This is a genomic window from Streptomyces sp. NPDC036822, from assembly GCF_055609145.1.
Genome location: NZ_JBVJPY010000002.1, coordinates 1 through 15139, shown reverse-complemented (window position 1 = coordinate 15139; position 15139 = coordinate 1). Strand labels below are relative to the sequence as shown.

The 15139-nt window shown below is 73.4% G+C and carries 15 protein-coding genes; 6 read left to right on the top strand and 9 right to left on the bottom strand.

The features are described 5' to 3' along the window. Positions 1-15: 15 nt before the first annotated feature. Together ACZ68P_RS04470 and dapE are read right to left on the bottom strand one after the other, a co-directional pair. A complete protein-coding gene (locus ACZ68P_RS04470; RefSeq protein ID WP_471002513.1) occupies positions 16-765 on the bottom strand; it encodes an LOG family protein in 750 nt (249 codons plus the stop codon). Between the two features lie 75 nt (positions 766-840). Continuing rightward, positions 841-1932, bottom strand: a complete 1092-nt coding sequence (dapE, locus tag ACZ68P_RS04465; RefSeq protein ID WP_471002510.1) for a succinyl-diaminopimelate desuccinylase — start codon at positions 1930-1932, stop codon at positions 841-843. A gap of 38 nt (positions 1933-1970) precedes the next feature. On the opposite strand from dapE, the gene ACZ68P_RS04460 reads away from it, so the two are divergent. Next, a complete protein-coding gene (locus tag ACZ68P_RS04460) occupies positions 1971-2936 on the top strand; it encodes a VldE C-terminal domain-containing protein (RefSeq protein WP_471002507.1) in 966 nt (321 codons plus the stop codon). A gap of 310 nt (positions 2937-3246) precedes the next feature. Then, complete coding sequence (locus tag ACZ68P_RS04455; RefSeq protein WP_471002504.1) at positions 3247-3684, top strand: ATP-binding protein; 438 nt, start codon at positions 3247-3249, stop codon at positions 3682-3684. A gap of 108 nt (positions 3685-3792) precedes the next feature. Here the strand turns inward: ACZ68P_RS04455 and dapC are convergent, their stop codons facing one another. Both dapC and fdxA read right to left on the bottom strand, forming a co-directional pair. Beyond that, positions 3793-4899, bottom strand: a complete 1107-nt coding sequence (gene dapC / locus ACZ68P_RS04450; protein ID WP_471002501.1) for a succinyldiaminopimelate transaminase — start codon at positions 4897-4899, stop codon at positions 3793-3795. An 83-nt stretch (positions 4900-4982) separates the two neighbouring features. Further along, positions 4983-5303 carry a ferredoxin gene (gene fdxA, locus ACZ68P_RS04445; RefSeq protein ID WP_003985062.1) on the bottom strand — a complete coding sequence of 107 codons (321 nt, stop codon included), beginning with the start codon at positions 5301-5303 and terminating at the stop codon, positions 4983-4985. A 112-nt stretch (positions 5304-5415) separates the two neighbouring features. Here fdxA and ACZ68P_RS04440 point away from each other — a divergent pair, with 112 nt between their 5' ends. The 3 genes from ACZ68P_RS04440 to ACZ68P_RS04430 all read left to right on the top strand — a co-directional run bounded on the left by ACZ68P_RS04440 (position 5416) and on the right by ACZ68P_RS04430 (position 7640). Continuing rightward, positions 5416-6417, top strand: a complete 1002-nt coding sequence (locus ACZ68P_RS04440; protein ID WP_471002498.1) for a GNAT family N-acetyltransferase — start codon at positions 5416-5418, stop codon at positions 6415-6417. Continuing rightward, positions 6414-7247: a transglutaminase family protein gene (locus ACZ68P_RS04435; RefSeq protein WP_471002495.1), complete on the top strand. Its 834-nt coding sequence runs from the start codon at positions 6414-6416 to the stop codon at positions 7245-7247. The genes ACZ68P_RS04440 and ACZ68P_RS04435 overlap by 4 nt, the downstream gene beginning before the upstream one ends. A gap of 168 nt (positions 7248-7415) precedes the next feature. Next, the gene (locus tag ACZ68P_RS04430) at positions 7416-7640 is read left to right on the top strand and encodes a hypothetical protein (protein WP_365714428.1); all 225 of its coding nucleotides are present in this window, start codon (positions 7416-7418) and stop codon (positions 7638-7640) included. A 93-nt stretch (positions 7641-7733) separates the two neighbouring features. Here the strand turns inward: ACZ68P_RS04430 and ACZ68P_RS04425 are convergent, their stop codons facing one another. From ACZ68P_RS04425 to ACZ68P_RS04410, 4 genes are all read right to left on the bottom strand, one after another. Then, the gene (locus tag ACZ68P_RS04425; RefSeq protein WP_471002491.1) at positions 7734-9908 is read right to left on the bottom strand and encodes a peptidoglycan binding domain-containing protein; all 2175 of its coding nucleotides are present in this window, start codon (positions 9906-9908) and stop codon (positions 7734-7736) included. 173 nt (positions 9909-10081) lie between these two features. Further along, positions 10082-10426: a DUF6113 family protein gene (locus tag ACZ68P_RS04420; protein WP_471003860.1), complete on the bottom strand. Its 345-nt coding sequence runs from the start codon at positions 10424-10426 to the stop codon at positions 10082-10084. Between the two features lie 8 nt (positions 10427-10434). Continuing rightward, entirely contained in the window at positions 10435-11325 is an 891-nt protein-coding gene (mshB, locus tag ACZ68P_RS04415; protein ID WP_471002488.1) for an N-acetyl-1-D-myo-inositol-2-amino-2-deoxy-alpha-D-glucopyranoside deacetylase, read from the bottom strand. Positions 11326-11366: 41 nt separating this feature from the next. Continuing rightward, on the bottom strand, positions 11367-11561 hold the full coding sequence (locus ACZ68P_RS04410; RefSeq protein WP_137993529.1) for a hypothetical protein: 195 nt from the start codon (positions 11559-11561) through the stop codon (positions 11367-11369). A gap of 166 nt (positions 11562-11727) precedes the next feature. Here ACZ68P_RS04410 and ACZ68P_RS04405 point away from each other — a divergent pair, with 166 nt between their 5' ends. Beyond that, positions 11728-13899 (top strand): S9 family peptidase, encoded by a 2172-nt coding sequence (locus ACZ68P_RS04405; RefSeq protein ID WP_471002485.1) that lies wholly within the window; start codon positions 11728-11730, stop codon positions 13897-13899. 14 nt (positions 13900-13913) lie between these two features. On the opposite strand, the gene ACZ68P_RS04400 is transcribed toward ACZ68P_RS04405, so the two are convergent. Then, a complete protein-coding gene (locus tag ACZ68P_RS04400; protein WP_471002481.1) occupies positions 13914-14849 on the bottom strand; it encodes a hypothetical protein in 936 nt (311 codons plus the stop codon). Positions 14850-15139 lie beyond the last annotated feature (290 nt).

Sequence of the window (15139 nt, the reverse complement as noted above, 5' to 3'; positions counted from 1 at the left end):
CTCAGGGGAGCGCGGTCAGCGCCCGGTCTCCTTGGACACCAGCTCCACGGCCTCCTTGACGTCGTCGGTCACGTGGAAGAGCAGCAGGTCCCGTTCCGAGGCCTTGCCACCCGCCACGACCGTGTCGCGGAGCCAGTCGACGAGGCCGCTCCAGTACTCCGTGCCGAAGAGCACGATGGGGAAGCGGGTGACCTTCCGCGTCTGGACGAGGGTCAGTGCCTCGAACAGCTCGTCCAGGGTGCCCAGTCCGCCCGGCAGCACCACGAACCCCTGCGCGTACTTCACGAACATCGTCTTGCGGACGAAGAAGTACCGGAAGTTCACGCCGATGTCGACGTGCGGGTTGAGCCCCTGCTCGAAGGGCAGCTCGATGCCGAGGCCGACCGAGATGCCCTTGGCCTCGCGCGCTCCCTTGTTCGCCGCCTCCATGGCGCCCGGGCCGCCGCCGGTGATCACCGCGAAGCCGGCCTCGACCAGGGCGCGGCCGAGGCGGACGCCCGCGTCGTACTCGGGCGAGTCGGGGCGGGTCCTGGCCGAGCCGAAGACGCTGATCGCGCTGGGCAGTTCGGCGAGCGCGCCGAAGCCCTCGACGAATTCGGACTGGATGCGCATGACCCGCCAGGGGTCGGTGTGCACCCACTCCGAGTCGCCCTCGGTGTCCAGCAGACGCTGATCCGTGGTGCCGGACTGGACCTGGTCCCGGCGCCGCAGCACCGGCCCCAGCCGCTGCTCCTCCGGCTTCCACGCTCCCTCGGGGATACCCATGGCCTGCTCCCTCCACCGATCCACTGATCTTCTGGTTCGGTCAGGGTAGGTCCCCAGACGTGACAAAAAGCGAAATTACGCCTGTCCGTCAGTGAGCCAGTCGCGGAGCCGTGCCTCGCAGTGCCGGATCCTCTCGACGATCACGTGCTCGTCGCGCTTGTGCGCGTACAGAGGGTTACCGGGGCCGTAGTTGACCGCGGGCACGCCGAGGGCGCTGAAGCGGGAGACGTCCGTCCAGCCGAACTTGGGCCGGGCGGTGCCGCCGACGGCCTTCATGAAGGCCGCCGCGGCCGGGTGGGAGAGGCCGGGCAGGGCGCCGCCGCTCTCGTCGTCGACCACGATCTCGGCGACGCCGCAGTCGGCGAAGACCTCCTGGACGTGGCGCAGGGCCTCGGCCGGGGAGCGGTCGGGGGCGTAGCGGTAGTTGACGACGACCGTGCAGGCGTCGGGGATGACGTTGGTGGCGACGCCGCCCTCGATGCCCACCGCGTTGAGTCCCTCGTGGTACTCCAGGCCGTCGATGACCGGCTTGCGCGGCTCGTAGGCGGCCAGCCGGGCGAGGATCGGCGCGGCGGCGTGGATGGCGTTGGAGCCCATCCAGGAGCGCGCGGAGTGGGCGCGCTCGCCTTCCGTGCGCAGGTGGACCCGCAGCGTGCCCTGGCAGCCGCCCTCGACCTGGCCGTCGGAGGGTTCGAGCAGGACGGCGAAGTCGCCCTCCAGCCAGTCGGGGTGGACCTCGGCGACCTTCCCGAGCCCGTTGAGGTGGGCGGCGACCTCTTCGTTGTCGTAGAAGACGAAGGTGAGGTCGCGGTTGGGCGCGGGGACGGTGGCGGCGACGCGGAGCTGGACGGCGACGCCGGACTTCATGTCGGAGGTGCCGCAGCCCCACAGGACGCCGTCGTCGTCGAGCCGGGAGGGCACGTTGTCGGCGATCGGGACGGTGTCGATGTGGCCGGCGAGGACGACACGCTCGGCGCGGCCGAGGTGGGTGCGCGCCACGACGTTGTTGCCGTGCCGGTCCACGGTGAGGTGCGGCAGCGCGCGAAGGGCCTGCTCGATCGCGTCGGCGAGCGGCTTCTCGGTCCCGCTGACCGAGGGGAAGTCGACGAGTGCGGCGGTGAGCGCCGGCCCGTCCAGCGTGAGGTCGAGGGGAGCGTTGTCAGCCATGTGCCGACCCTAACCCGGCCTCCAGTACGGTTGGCCCCGTGTCCGAGTCCGCCTCCTTCCCCGGCCGAAACCGCACCTCCCGCCGTCGTGGCCGTGCCGCCAGATACACGGCCGCCTTCGCCGTGCTGCTCGGCGTGGTCGCCTATGTGGCCGTGCACCACCTCACGGGTGGCGGGGGCGCTCCGCGGTGCTTCGTGGGCAGCGGCGGGAACACCTACGAGTTCACGCCGGAGCAGGCGTCGAACGCCGCCACGATCTCGGCCGTCGGCACGACCCGCGGAATGCCGGAGCGGGCGGTCACCATCGCCCTGGCGACGGCGTTGCAGGAGTCGGCGCTGCGCAACATCTCCCACGGCGACCGTGATTCGCTCGGCCTCTTCCAGCAGCGCCCCTCGCAGGGCTGGGGCACTCCCGAGCAGATCATGGACCCGGTGTACTCCTCGGGGAAGTTCTACGAGGGTCTGGCGAAGGTCCGCGGCTATTCGCGGCTTCCGCTGACGGTGGCGGCGCAGAAGGTGCAGCGCAGCGGTTTTCCGCAGGCGTACGCGAAGCACGAGCCGGACGCGGCGCTGCTCTCGGCGGCGCTGACGGGCCGCTCGGCCGCGGCGCTCCGCTGTACGTCGGGTCCGGCGCGGGAGGGGCAGGCGGGCGACCCGGCGAAGGTCCGCGAGGAGCTGGTCCGGGCCTTCGGCGAGAAGGTGCTCCCGAAGGCGGGCGTGGGCGGCTCGGGGAGCGCGGGCGCGAAGGCGGGCGGCGGGCCGGCGGAGCTGGCGGTGCCCGTGCGGGCGGCGGCCGGTTCGCAGGAGCGGCGCGGCTGGGAGCTGGCCCACTGGGCGGTGGCCCGGGCCGACACGCTGCGCATCGCGGAGGTCGCGTACGCGGGGAGGGTCTGGCGCGCGAGCGACGCCTCCGGGGGGTGGGCGAAGGCGGCGGCCGCGGCCTCCGACGGCGTTCCGGGCGCCCTTTCCGGATCCGGAAGCGTGCGAATTCGACTCGCACAGTAGCCGGGCATTCGTACGGCGATTCACTCGCCCGTGGCCGGTGTCGTAAACGCACACCGGCGGATCCGGTGTTTTCCGGGTCCACGCGAAATCGCGCGTCATGTCAGGGCACTTCCCTTGCGGAACAAGGGAAGTGACGGTTCGGCAGGCGTCGACGCAATGACGCGTTCGCCCGTTTTCCTCCCCACCTGACAATACGACGCATTGCCAAGTCTTTACCTTCGTTCGCCGCAACCTCTCCCTCCCCCCGGCCGGTTGTCACTGCGTCCGAACGCCGGACACCCGCAAATGTCCTCTCCGTCGAAGGAGCACCATGTCCCTCCCCCTGACCCGTCGGATCGCCCGCGCCGCCCTCCTCGTCGCGGCCGGAGCAGCCCCCGTGGTCGGTGCGGCCGGCTCCGCAAGCGCCCTGGACCACAACCTCGCGCCGACCGGCGCCCTCTCCGGCATCAGCTCGCTCGACGGCGCCGGAGTCGGCACCGCCGTCGACGGCGCCTCGCAGACCGCCACCGGTGTCGCAGGTGACACCGGCAGCAAGGCCGTCGGCAAGGCCGTCCCGGCCGCCGGCAAGACCGTCGGCACCGCCGGAAAGACCGCCACCCCGGCCGCCCAGAAGGTCGCCGGCGACACCGCTGGCAGCGCGGGCGAGGTCCTCGGCGAGACCGCCGGCACCGCCACCGACAGCGCCCCGGCCACGGGCGCCCTCGGCGAGGGCGTGCCGTCCCTGGGCGGCCTGCCGCTCGGCGGCTGACGGCGGCCGGCCGCCTTCGGCGACCGCACCCACACGAAGGGCCCGGGGAGCACGACGCTCCCCGGGCCCTTCGCCGACGTCCGTCGGCCGTACGCGCGCGCCGCGCCGTCAGCCCAGGCGCTTGACCGCCGCCTCGACGCGTTCGTCGGTGGCGGTGAAGGCCACCCGGACGAACCGGTCCCCCGCCGTCCCGTAGAAGTCGCCGGGCGCCACCAGGACGCCCTTCTCGGCCAGATAGGCCACCGTCTCCCAGCACGGCTCGTCGCGTGTCGCCCACAGGTAGAGGCTCGCCTCGCTGTGCTCGATCCGGAAGCCGTGCGCCTCCAGCGCCGCGCGCAGCGCCGCGCGCCGGGCCGCGTAGCGCTCCCGCTGCTCGGCCACGTGCGTGTCGTCGCCCAGCGCGGCGACCGTGGCGGCCTGCACCGGGGCGGGCGTCATCATGCCGCCGTGCTTGCGGATCAGCAGCAGCTCGGCCAGGACGTCGGCGTCGCCCGCGACGAAGGCGGCCCGGTAGCCGGCCAGGTTCGACCGCTTGGAGAGCGAGTGGACGGCGACGATGCCCTCGTACGTACCGCCGCAGACGTCCGGGTGCAGGACGGAGACCGGCTCGGCCTCCCAGCCCAGCTCCAGGTAGCACTCGTCGGAGAAGACGAGGATGTCGTGCTCGCGCGCCCAGGCCACGATCCGGGTCAGCTCGTCCTTGCCGAGGACCTTGCCCGTGGGGTTGGAGGGCGAGTTGAGCCACAGCAGCCGCAGGCCGGACGGGTCCAGCTCCGTCGGGTCGTCGTACACGACCGGCTCGGCCCCGCAGAGCCGCGCGCCGACCTCGTACGTCGGGTAGGCCAGACGCGGGTAGGCGACCCGGTCCCCCGCGCCGAGACCGAGCTGGGTCGGCAGCCAGGCCACCAGCTCCTTGGACCCGACGACCGGCAGGACGTTGCGGTGGGCGAAGCCGACCGCGCCCAGGCGCCGCTCGCACCAGCCGGTCAGCGCGTCACGCAGCTCGGTGGTCCCCCACACCGTGGGGTAGCCCGGCGAGTCGGCCGCCGCGGTCAGCGCCCGCCGGATCGGCTCCGGCACCGGGTCGACCGGAGTGCCCACGGACAGGTCCACGATGCCGTCCGGATGGGCCGCCGCCGTCTTCTTGTACGGCTCCAGCTTGTCCCAGGGGAAGACGGGCAGGCGCGAAGAGACCGCGCCCGAGACTGCGCTCACGAGAGGCTCACTTCCTCGTACGTACGGAAAACGCGTCGGTCCCGTACAGCGGGCGAGGCCGTACGGGACCGAAATCGGGTCGATCAGCCGTTCTGCGGCGGCAGAGCGGCGATGAAGGGGTGATCACGCTCGATCAGGCCGAGCTTGGAGGCACCACCGGGCGAACCGAGCTCGTCGAAGAACTCGACGTTCGCCTTGTAGTAGTCCTTCCACTCCTCCGGGGTGTCGTCCTCGTAGAAGATGGCCTCGACCGGGCAGACCGGCTCACAAGCACCACAGTCGACGCATTCGTCCGGGTGGATGTACAAGGACCGGGAGCCCTCGTAGATGCAGTCGACGGGGCACTCCTCGATGCATGCCTTGTCCTTGACGTCGACACAAGGCTGCGCGATGACGTAGGTCACGCTGTCGTTCCTCCTCGGTAGGGCTGGTCTGCGCGGGAGCGCGGCGTCGTCGATGCCCGCACCTAGTATCTCCGTTCTTGGGGACGATCCGAACAGGAGGGGCGGAGAAGCCGTGGAATTCACCGCTGGAGGGCGCCTTGAGGTGCGTATCACCCGCGCTGACGTGGGGAAACGTGTCTCAGTTCGGTACCTGACCGACTCAGGCGCGCCCGGTGCGACGTTCACGGACGCGGTCGGCGTGCTCACATCATGGGACGCCGGTGTGGTGCTGATCACACGACGGGCCGGCGAGAGCGTCCGCATCGCGGAATCCGCCCTGGTCGCGGGGAAGGTGGTGCCCGCAGCACCGGCCCGCAGGCGGGGTCCCGCGGCCTCCTTCGAGGAGCTGGCGCGGGTCACGGCGCGCGCCTGGGAACCGGTGGAGAGCGAGCGGCTCGGCGACTGGACGCTGCGGGCCGCCTCCGGATTCACCCGGCGCGCGAACTCGGTGCTGCCGCTCGGCGATCCGGGGCTGCCCCTGGACACGGCCCTGGCGCGCGTCCGGGAGTGGTACGCGGCCCGGGAGCTGCCGGCGTACGTCCAGGCGGCGACGGGCGCCGAGGGGGCCCAGGAGCTGCTCTGCGCGGAGCTGGAGCACCGCGGCTGGCGCCGGGAGGTCTCGGCGGAGGTCCGGATCGGAGGACTGGCGCCGGTCGGCGACCTGGACGCCGACGTGTCCCCGGTCCGGCTGTCCCGCTCCCTGGACCCGTCCTGGCTCCACCGCTACCAGCGGTTCGGTGTGCCCGGCCCCCATGTGCTCAGAGTCCTCGAAAGCGGCCCGAGTGTGTGGTTCGCGTCCGTACCGGGCACGGGAGACATACCGGCGGCGATCGGGCGCTGTGTGGTGGACGGCCGCTGGGCCGGCTTCATGGCGGTGGAGGTCGACCCGGCACGGCGCCGCCAGGGGCTCGCCTCGGCCGTCATGACGGCGCTCGCCCGGAAGGCGCTGGACGAGGGCGCTTCGGCGGCCTGGCTCCAGGTGGAGGCGGACAACGACGGCGGGCGCGCCCTGTACGAGGGCATGGGCTTCGCGGTCCACCACCACTACCACCATTACCGAGCGGCGGAGGCGTGAGCGACGTGACCGACTGGCGGCGGGAGTTCGCGCAGGAGGCCCGGGCGCGGCGACCGGACCTGGCGCGGCTCTGCCTGCTGATCGGCGCGGAGGCGGACCCGACGGTGACACGGCACGACCTGGACGCCGCCGAGATCGAGCTGGACCGGCTGGCGGGGCTCGTGCCGTACGCGACGCGCGACGCGGGCGCGGACGCCTGGGTCGCGGCGCTGGCCGAGCTGCTGGGCCGCCGCTGCGGCTTCCAGGGCGTCCCCGCCGACTACCAGCGGCTGGACTCCTCGCTGCTGCACGAGGTCCTGCGCAGGCGACGAGGCCTGCCGATCCTCCTGTCCGTCGTGTGGATGGAGGTCGCCCGGCGGGCGGGAGCGCCGGTGTACGGCCTCGGCCTGCCGGGCCACTTCGTGGTGGGCTTCGGCGATCCGGCGGACCAGGTCTTCGCGGATCCGTTCGCCGGGGGCCGGGCGATGACGGGTGTGGACGCGGAGCTGCTGGTGGCGGGCGCGACGGGCGGGCCGCTCGAACCGTCGATGATGCGCCCCGCGGACGCGCTGGACATCGTCCTGCGGATCCTGAACAACATCCGCGCCTGGGCCGCTCCCCGCCCGGAGCGCTCGGCGGTCGCCCTCTGGGCGGTGGAGCTCTCCCTGCTGCTCCCCTCCCACCCGGCGCGGCTGCGCTACGAGCACGCGGAGCTGCTGGTGCAGCGCGGCGAGTTCCAGGCGGGCGCGGCGGAGATGGAGGCGTACGCGACGGTCGTGGACGCGGTCGAACCCAGCGCGGCGGCCTCGATCCGCCACCGGGCCCAGGCGGCGAGGGCCCTGCTGAACTAGGTCGTCTCCGGAAAGTCCCGCCTGGGCTGCGGCGCCCGTCACCGGGGTGCGCTGCGGGCCGAACTCCCCCGCCTCCCGGCCGGGTTGCCCCGCGAACGCGCTCACGGAGCGTAATGTGAGCCACGCCACTGTGTGAACCGGTACGACACGCAGAGCGGAAGGCTGCCATTGCACACCCCTTACGGCCCGGGCGCGTTCGTCGCCCATACGGGCACCGACGTCTACGGCCCGGGAAAGGTCATCGGCGTGGACGGCGCGCACCGTCGGGTGCGGTTCGTGCACTTCGTCGCGACGGTCCGCGCCGACGACCTGCGTCCCGCCTCGTCCGGGGAGACCCGGGAGATCCAGGAGTGGCTCCGGGCGAGGAGACGGAAGTACGGGGGCGTGTGGTGACGGATCCGGACCGCCGGGGCCGGTCCGCCGCACGACGAGGGCCCCCGTCCGGTGTCTCCCGGACGGGGGCCCCGCGGAGGGGTGTGGGCCGCGTCAGCCCTGCCCGTCCAGGTCGATGACCTTCGTGCGTTCCGCCTGGGTCTTGCCCAGCAGGGCCTCGCGCATCGCGAAGGCGACGTCGTCGGCGGAGACCTGGTGCTTCTTGCCGTCGCCCTTGGTGATCATGATGCCGTCGAAGACGCCGTCGAGGAGCTCGTCGATCGCGTTCTTGTCGTAGACCTCCACCAGGCGGCCGTCGACCGGCTTCATGGAGAGGATCTTCGGCAGGGACTTCGCCGGGCCGAACTGGATCTCCTTCGAGCCCGCCTTGATCGTGATCAGGCCGGACATGGCGGGCTTGGCGAAGTCGTTCATCGCCCGGTCCAGCTCGGCCTTGGTGATCGTGGGCTGACGGGTCACGACGGGCAGCTCGACGGTGTTCGGCGTGCCCGTCTGGACCTGGGCGCGGTACGCGTCCTTCACCGAGATCATGGAACGCGCGATGTCCAGGCCCTTGCCCGGCTTGCCCTCCACGGCGGTGGCCTTGCCGGGGGAGAACGTGATCGTGCCCTCGGTCGCCGAGCCGGAGGCGCCGGCCACGTCCTTGAGGGCGACGCTCAACTTCTCCTCGTCGACCGGCAGCACCGGCTGGGCGACGCGCTTGCCGCCGAAGAGCGTGCTGATGACGGAGACGGGGTTGTAGTCGCTGCCCGCGGCACCCCGGACGGTCTCCTGGCTGTCCAGGGAGAGGCCCGCCTTGTCCGGCGCCAGCTCGACCTTCTTGCCGTCGACGCTGAGCCGCAGAGGCGTCGCGGCGCGCTTGCCGAGGGCCGCCTCCAGCTTGTTGACGGCCTCCTCCTTCGTACCGCCGCCGATGTCCACGCCGAGCACGGTGGTGCCCTTGGGGACGTCGGAGTGGTTGAGGAGCAGACCGGCGCCGTACGCGAGGCCGGCGAGGCCGACCACGCCGAAGGCGACGAGGGGGAGCTTGGAGCGGCCCTTCTTCGCGGGGGCCGAGGGCCGCGGAGTGGCGGAGGAGGGACGGACGGGTGCCGGCCTGCCGGAGGAGGCGACCTCGGGGGCCGAGAACCCTTCCTGACTCCGGCGGGCCGGGTCCGGTCCCGAGGGGACGACCGGGATGCCGCTCGAGAGGGTGTCCCCCGAGACGTGGCCGCCGTCGACGGGGGCCCCGGGGCCGTGCGGGGCGCCCGGAGCGGGACCCTGCGGCGTGAGGATCGCGGTGTCGTCGGAGAGCCGCGGCGGCTCGGCGAACGCGGGGGCGCCGTGAGGGCCGCTCGCGAAGGGGTTCCCGGCGTACGGGTCGGCGCCCGCGGCGCCGTCGCCGGGCAGGGGGCTCGTCATCGGACCGGTCATCGGACCGGTCATCGGGCCGGTGGTCGGGCCGCTCGGGGGCTGCGGGGCCTCCGCGCCGTACCCGGTCCCGTCGTCGACGGGCGGCGTGGACAGGAACATCGGCGTCCCGCCCGCCGGGGTGGCGGAGATCGAGGCGCCGCCGACCGTCGGGATGCCTCCCGTCGCCGGCCCGGCGAAGCCGGAGCCGCGCGGACCGCCGGCGGGCTTTCCGGGCTGCCCGGGAGCGGGCGTCCGAGGACCACCCGGGCCGCCGCCAGCGCCCGCGACGGCGGCACCGGCACCCATCCCCGCGGGGCCCGAGGAGCCTGGGGGACGGGAGGGGCCCGCGGGACCGGCGGAACCCGAAGGCACCGACGGCGTCGCAGGGGCGGAGGGTGCCGACGGCGCCGCGGGCTTGCGCGGGGCGAACCAGTCGCTGGTCGGCTTCTCCGCGGCCTTCGCGGGCTGCTCCGGTGCCGGCGCCGGAGCAGCCGGCTCCGGCCGGGGGGCCGGGGCGGGCGCCGGAGCGGGGGACGGCGCGGCCTTCCCGCCGTCCCCGGACGCATCCGAGGCCGCCGGGTCCGCGCCCGTGTCGGCGACGGTCTTGCGGACGACGACGGGCGGGATCGGCCGGGAACCCGGAATGTTGATCCGGATCCGGGTCGTCAGCGTCGTCTCCGTCTTGGGTTCCTCCGGCTGCGGCTGCGAGCGCGGGGGCCCGGCAGCGGCGCTCTCCTCCACCGCGTCCTGCGTGGGGTGGAGCGACGGATACTGACGGGATCCGTACGGCGGTGTACCCGAGGGGTACGCGGCTCCACCGCGCCCCTGGGCGCCGGAGGAGGAACTGTCAGTCTCTCGACCAGTTTCACGACTCAAAGCAGGATCTCCCGGTTGGCTCCGCCGCCCGCTCTTGCTGATGCTCGTATACCCGGGCGGTTCGGCGGCGCGCACCACCATACTGTCCGCCGCCGACACATAGCGGACGGCCGTGGGCCGAGCTACGGTCATTCCGGCCGAAGTCCGGGCAGCCTCCGCTCAAGTCGGCCTGTTCACGGGGCCGGTCGCGGCAGCCGTCCCGCCGTGGCGCACATCACAGCGATGGCCATGCCTCCCAACAGGTAGAGCATCTCCGCGAACCCTCCGCCGAAGACCCCGTCGCCTTCCGGCCGTCCCAGCCCGAGCAGCACGATGGCGACGAGCCAGCCCGCCGCCGGGGCGACCACACCGAGCTGGGTGTCGGTGGCGCGCAGCCCGCCGTAGAACAGGCCCGCGACGCCGAGGAGCCCGACGATCAAACCGCCCGGAAACCAGGCGTTTTGGACGAGCGCGCCCGCGGCGGCGACCGCCGCGCCGAGGGCGAAGAGGAGTACGTACCAGACCACCCGCGCGTTCATGCGTCCGCTCACGCGCTCACTCCCGCGAACAGGTCGTCCTCGTGCGCGCCCTCGGGTGCGCCCGGGGTGCCGACGGCCAACTGGTAGTACTCCGAGGTGAGGAGCGGCTGCCCGAGGTCATTGGACAGGGCGAAGAAGGCTCCGTCCACGGCGATTTGTGTGGCATGGGCACGCATCGCGGCGGTCTTGCGGGCGGCCCAGACCGGCTCCCCCTCGATCCGGGCGGTGATCAGCGACGGGTCGACCACGCCCGGGACGTCGTCGATGTCCGCGATGCCCGGGAAGGCCGCGCCCTCGGCTCGCAGCCGGGCGAAACCGGCTTCGGCCTCCGGACGCGGGACCCGGTTCCAGTAGATCTTCGCGATGGCGTGGCCGGGGCCGAGGTCGGGGCGGTAGTCGCCGTCGGCGGCCAGTTCGGCGGCGCGCATGGCGACGCGGTGGGCCTGGATGTGGTCGGGGTGGCCGTATCCGCCGTCGGGGTCGTAGGTGACGAGCACCTGCGGGCGGGTCTCGCGGATCACCTCGACGAGGTACGGGGCGGCGTCGTCGACGGCCGTGTTCCAGAAGGCGCCTTCGCGCCGGTTCTGCTCCACGCCCATCATTCCGGAGTCGCGGAAGCGGCCCGGGCCGCCGAGGAACCGGTGGTCGGTGACGCCCAGCTCCTTCATCGCGGCGGCCAGTTCGCCGACCCGGTGATCGCCGAGCCGGTCCTCCCGGTCGGGTGCGAGATGGGCGAGGCCGGGCGGGATCACCTCGCCCTCCTCGCCGAGGGTGCAGGTCACCAACGTGACCAGGGCGCCCTCCGCCGCGTACCTGGCCATGGTGGCGCCGTTGTTGATCGACTCGTCGTCGGGGTGCGCGTGCACCAGGAGCAGACGACGGGCTGGGAGATCCGTCATGGCCCCACCCTACGAGGCGGGGCCGGTGACCAGCACGAGGCTCAGAACTTGAGGCCGCCGATCATGCCGGCGACGTTCGTGGTGAGGGTGCTGATGGACGGGGCGATGGAGGAACTCGCCAGGTAGAACCCGAGGAGCGCGCAGACCGCCGCATGTCCAGCCTTCAGCCCGGATTTCCGGATCAGCAGGAAGACGACGATCGCCAGCAGCACCACCGCCGAAATCGAGAGTGCCACGGCGGTTCACCTCCACACTTCTTCGGTCGGATATTCGGACGGTCAGGTCAGCGAGCATGTGCCAGGTATCCCTTACCCACCTAGCGCTACGGATCATAACTATGTGTGGCTTCGTATCCATGGTGTACGGAGGCACAGGGGGGCGCACAGCGCTAGGTTCGGTCGCATGACCTCGTCGCGGCAGCAGTCGTATCCGCTCTCGTTTCCTCGTCAGTACGCCCGGACGCAGCGCTTCTCCCTGGGGGTTCCGCGCGCCTTCACGGTCTCCCCGGACGGTGAACGGGTGGTGTTCGTCCGCTCCGCGACCGGCACCGACCGCGTCCACGCGCTGTGGGTCCTGGATCTCGACGGGACGGCGGGCGGGCCGCGGGAGCGGATCGCGGCCGACCCGGAGACGCTTCTGGCGGGCCGGGCCGAGGAGTTGTCGGCCGAGGAGCGGGCGCGGCGGGAGCGCAGCCGCGAGGGCTCGGGCGGGATCGTCTCGTACGCGGTGGACGCGGCCGTGGAGTTGGCGGCCTTCCCCCTGTCGGGGCGGCTGTTCGCGGCGGAGCTGAGGGCGGGTACGGCCCGCGAGCTGCCGGTGCCCGGGCCGGTGCTCGATCCCCGGCCCTCACCGGACGGGCGGCTCGTCGCGTACGTGGCGCAAGGCGCGCTGCGGGTGACGGGCGCGGACGGGCAGGGGGACAGGGCGCTCGCCGAGCCGGAGGGCGCGCACGCGACGTACGGTCTGGCCGAGTTCGTCGCGGCCGAGGAGATGGGGCGCGGCCGCGGGTTCTGGTGGTCTCCGGCCTCGGACCGGCTGCTGGTGGCACGCGTGGACGACCGGCAGGTGCGGCGGTGGTGGATCGCGGACCCGGCCCATCCGGACCGGGAGCCGCAGGCGGTGGGGTATCCGGCGGCGGGGACGCCGAACGCGGAGGTCCGGCTGTACGTGGTGGATCTCGCCGGAGAGCGGACGGAGGTGGAGTGGGACCGCGAGCGGTTCCCGTACCTGGCCCGGGTGCACTGGTCGGCGGACGGCCCGCCGCTGCTGCTCGTCCAGGCGCGTGACCAGCGCAGCCGGCTCCATCTGGCGGTGGACCCGGAGACCGGGGCGACGCGGACGGTGCGGGTGGACGAGGACCCGGACTGGCTGGAGCTGCTGCCGGGGGTGCCGGCCTGGTCCCCGGACGGGCGGCTCGTCCGCGTGGAGGACCAGGCGGGCCCCGACGGGGCGCGGGTGCTCGTCGTCGGGGACCGGGCCCTGACCGGCGCGGACCTGCACGTCAGGGCGGTCCTGGACGTCGGCGATGACGACGTCCTGGTGTCCGCGTCGGCCGGGGAGGCGGCGGATCCGGAGATCGGCGAGATCCACGTGTACCGGGTGGGCGAGCGGGGTGCGGAGCGGGTCTCGCGGGGCGCGGGGGTGCATGCGGCGGTGCGCTGCGGGGCGGTGACGGTGCTGGCGTCGGCCCGGCCGGACGCCCCCGGGATCGTGACGCGGGTGCTGCGGGACGGTGAACAGGTGGCGGTGGTCGCCTCGTACGCCGAGACGCCCGTGCTCTCCGCCCGGGTCCGTCTCACGACGGGGGGCGCACGGCGGATTCCGTGCGCCGTCCTGCTCCCCGAGCACTACCGGGAAGGTGACGGACTACTCCCCGTACTCATGGATCCGTACGGCGGGCCTCACGCCCAGCGCGCGGTGGCCGCGCACCATCCGCATCTGACGTCGCAGTGGTTCGCCGACCAGGGGTTCGCGGTGGTCGTGGCCGACGGGCGCGGGACGCCGGGCCGCTCCCCCGCGTGGGAGAAGGCGATCAGGAGCGACCTGGCGACGACCTTGGACGACCAGGTCGAGGCGCTGCGGGCCCTCGCGGAGGAGTTCCCGCTGGATCTCGGCCGGGTGGCGATCCGGGGCTGGTCGTACGGCGGTTACCTCGCCGCGATGGGGGTGCTGCGCCGGCCGGACGTGTTCCACGCGGGGATCGCGGGGGCCCCGGTGACGGACTGGCGGCTGTACGACACCCACTACACGGAGCGGTACCTGGGGCTGCCGCAGGACGCCCCGGAGGTGTACGCGGCGAACTCGCTGATCACCGACGACGGTCTGTCGGCGCCGGAGAACCCGGCCCGGCCCCTGATGATCGTCCACGGCCTCGCGGACGACAACGTGGTGGTGGCCCACAGCTTGCGGCTGTCGTCGGCGCTGCTCGCGGCGGGGCGGCCCCATGAGGTGCTGCCGTTGACGGGCGTGACCCACATGACGCCGCAGGAACAGGTGGCGGAGAACCTGCTGTTGCTCCAGGTCGACTTCCTGAAGCGGTCGCTGGACCTCCGCGAGGACGCGCGGGACGCGTGACGGCGGGCCGGCCGTCACCAGCCGGGCGGGCGGGGTGACGGCGGGGCGGGGGGAAGGGCCGGCAGGGGTGGTGGAGTGGCGGCGGCTTCGCCCCGTGAGGCCAGGAGGACGAGGACGGCGGCCCCGGCGAGGAGGTCGAACAGCGAGGTGACGTGGGCGAGTCGCTCGGCCGGGGCGAGGGTGGACACCTGGTGGTGGAAGTCGTCGCGCAGCGCCGGGGCGAGGCCCATGAGGGCCGTGCCGCAGAGCAGGGCGGCCGCGGTGAGTCCCAGCGGGCGGGAGGCGGCCGACCGGGCGAGGGCGCCGCCCGCTGCGGTGAGCGCGAGCAGGACGAGGACGGCGGCGAGCCAGCCCGGTGGGGGCGCGAGCAGGGGCGCGAGGGCGGAGCGGCCGCCGGTGTACCGGTCGAGGGTGGGTTCGGCGGGCAGTTCGAGGGCCAGGTGGACCTCCCAGGCGGCCCCGACCAGGCCGGCGAGCAGCAGCAGGACGCCTGAGGCGGCGGCGGGGCCGGGGCGGGGGCGGGTGGGGAGCGGCTCCGAGGGGGTGTCGGCGGGCCGGCGGCCGACGGCGGCGGTGACGAGGAGGGCGGCGGCGAGCCCGAGGGTGACGAGGGTGGTGATCAGGGCGCCGTTGCCGGAGCCGGTGGCCCACAGGCCGGGCATCCGCACGGCGAGGGTGACCCCTCCGGTGACCGCGAAGGCGCCGGCCGCGCCCGGGGAGCGCACGGCGGTGAGGGCGGTGACGACGTAGACGACGGCCAGCACCGGATCGAGCCCGGAGGTGGCGGGCCGTTCCCGCGGCAGACGGTGGTCACCGGCCCAGTACCGGAGGAGGTCTGCGGGCGGGCCGGTGAGGACGGCGAGGTCCCTGAGGATCCAGCCGACGGCGGTGAGCGCGAGTGCGACGGAGAGTGCGGCTCCGGTGAGACGTGCTGCGCGAGTCACTGTCACGGAACCGATACTCACAGTGGCGACGCGCCGAGACAAGCGGTTCCGCATATGCCGGACGGGCAGGGCGGGCGAGTGAGCCGAAGGGCGCGCGGGTGTCGAAAGGGAGAACGCGCACAGGCCGCGAGGAACGAGCGGCCGAGCACGGCCGACCGTCGACACCCGCACAAAGCGCCCGGAGGCGAACCGAGCCTGGGAAAAGGGGGCGAGTGAGGCGAAGGGCGCGCGGGTGTCGAAAGGGAGAACGCGCACAGGCCGCGAGGAACGAGCGGCCGAGCACGATCGACCGTCGA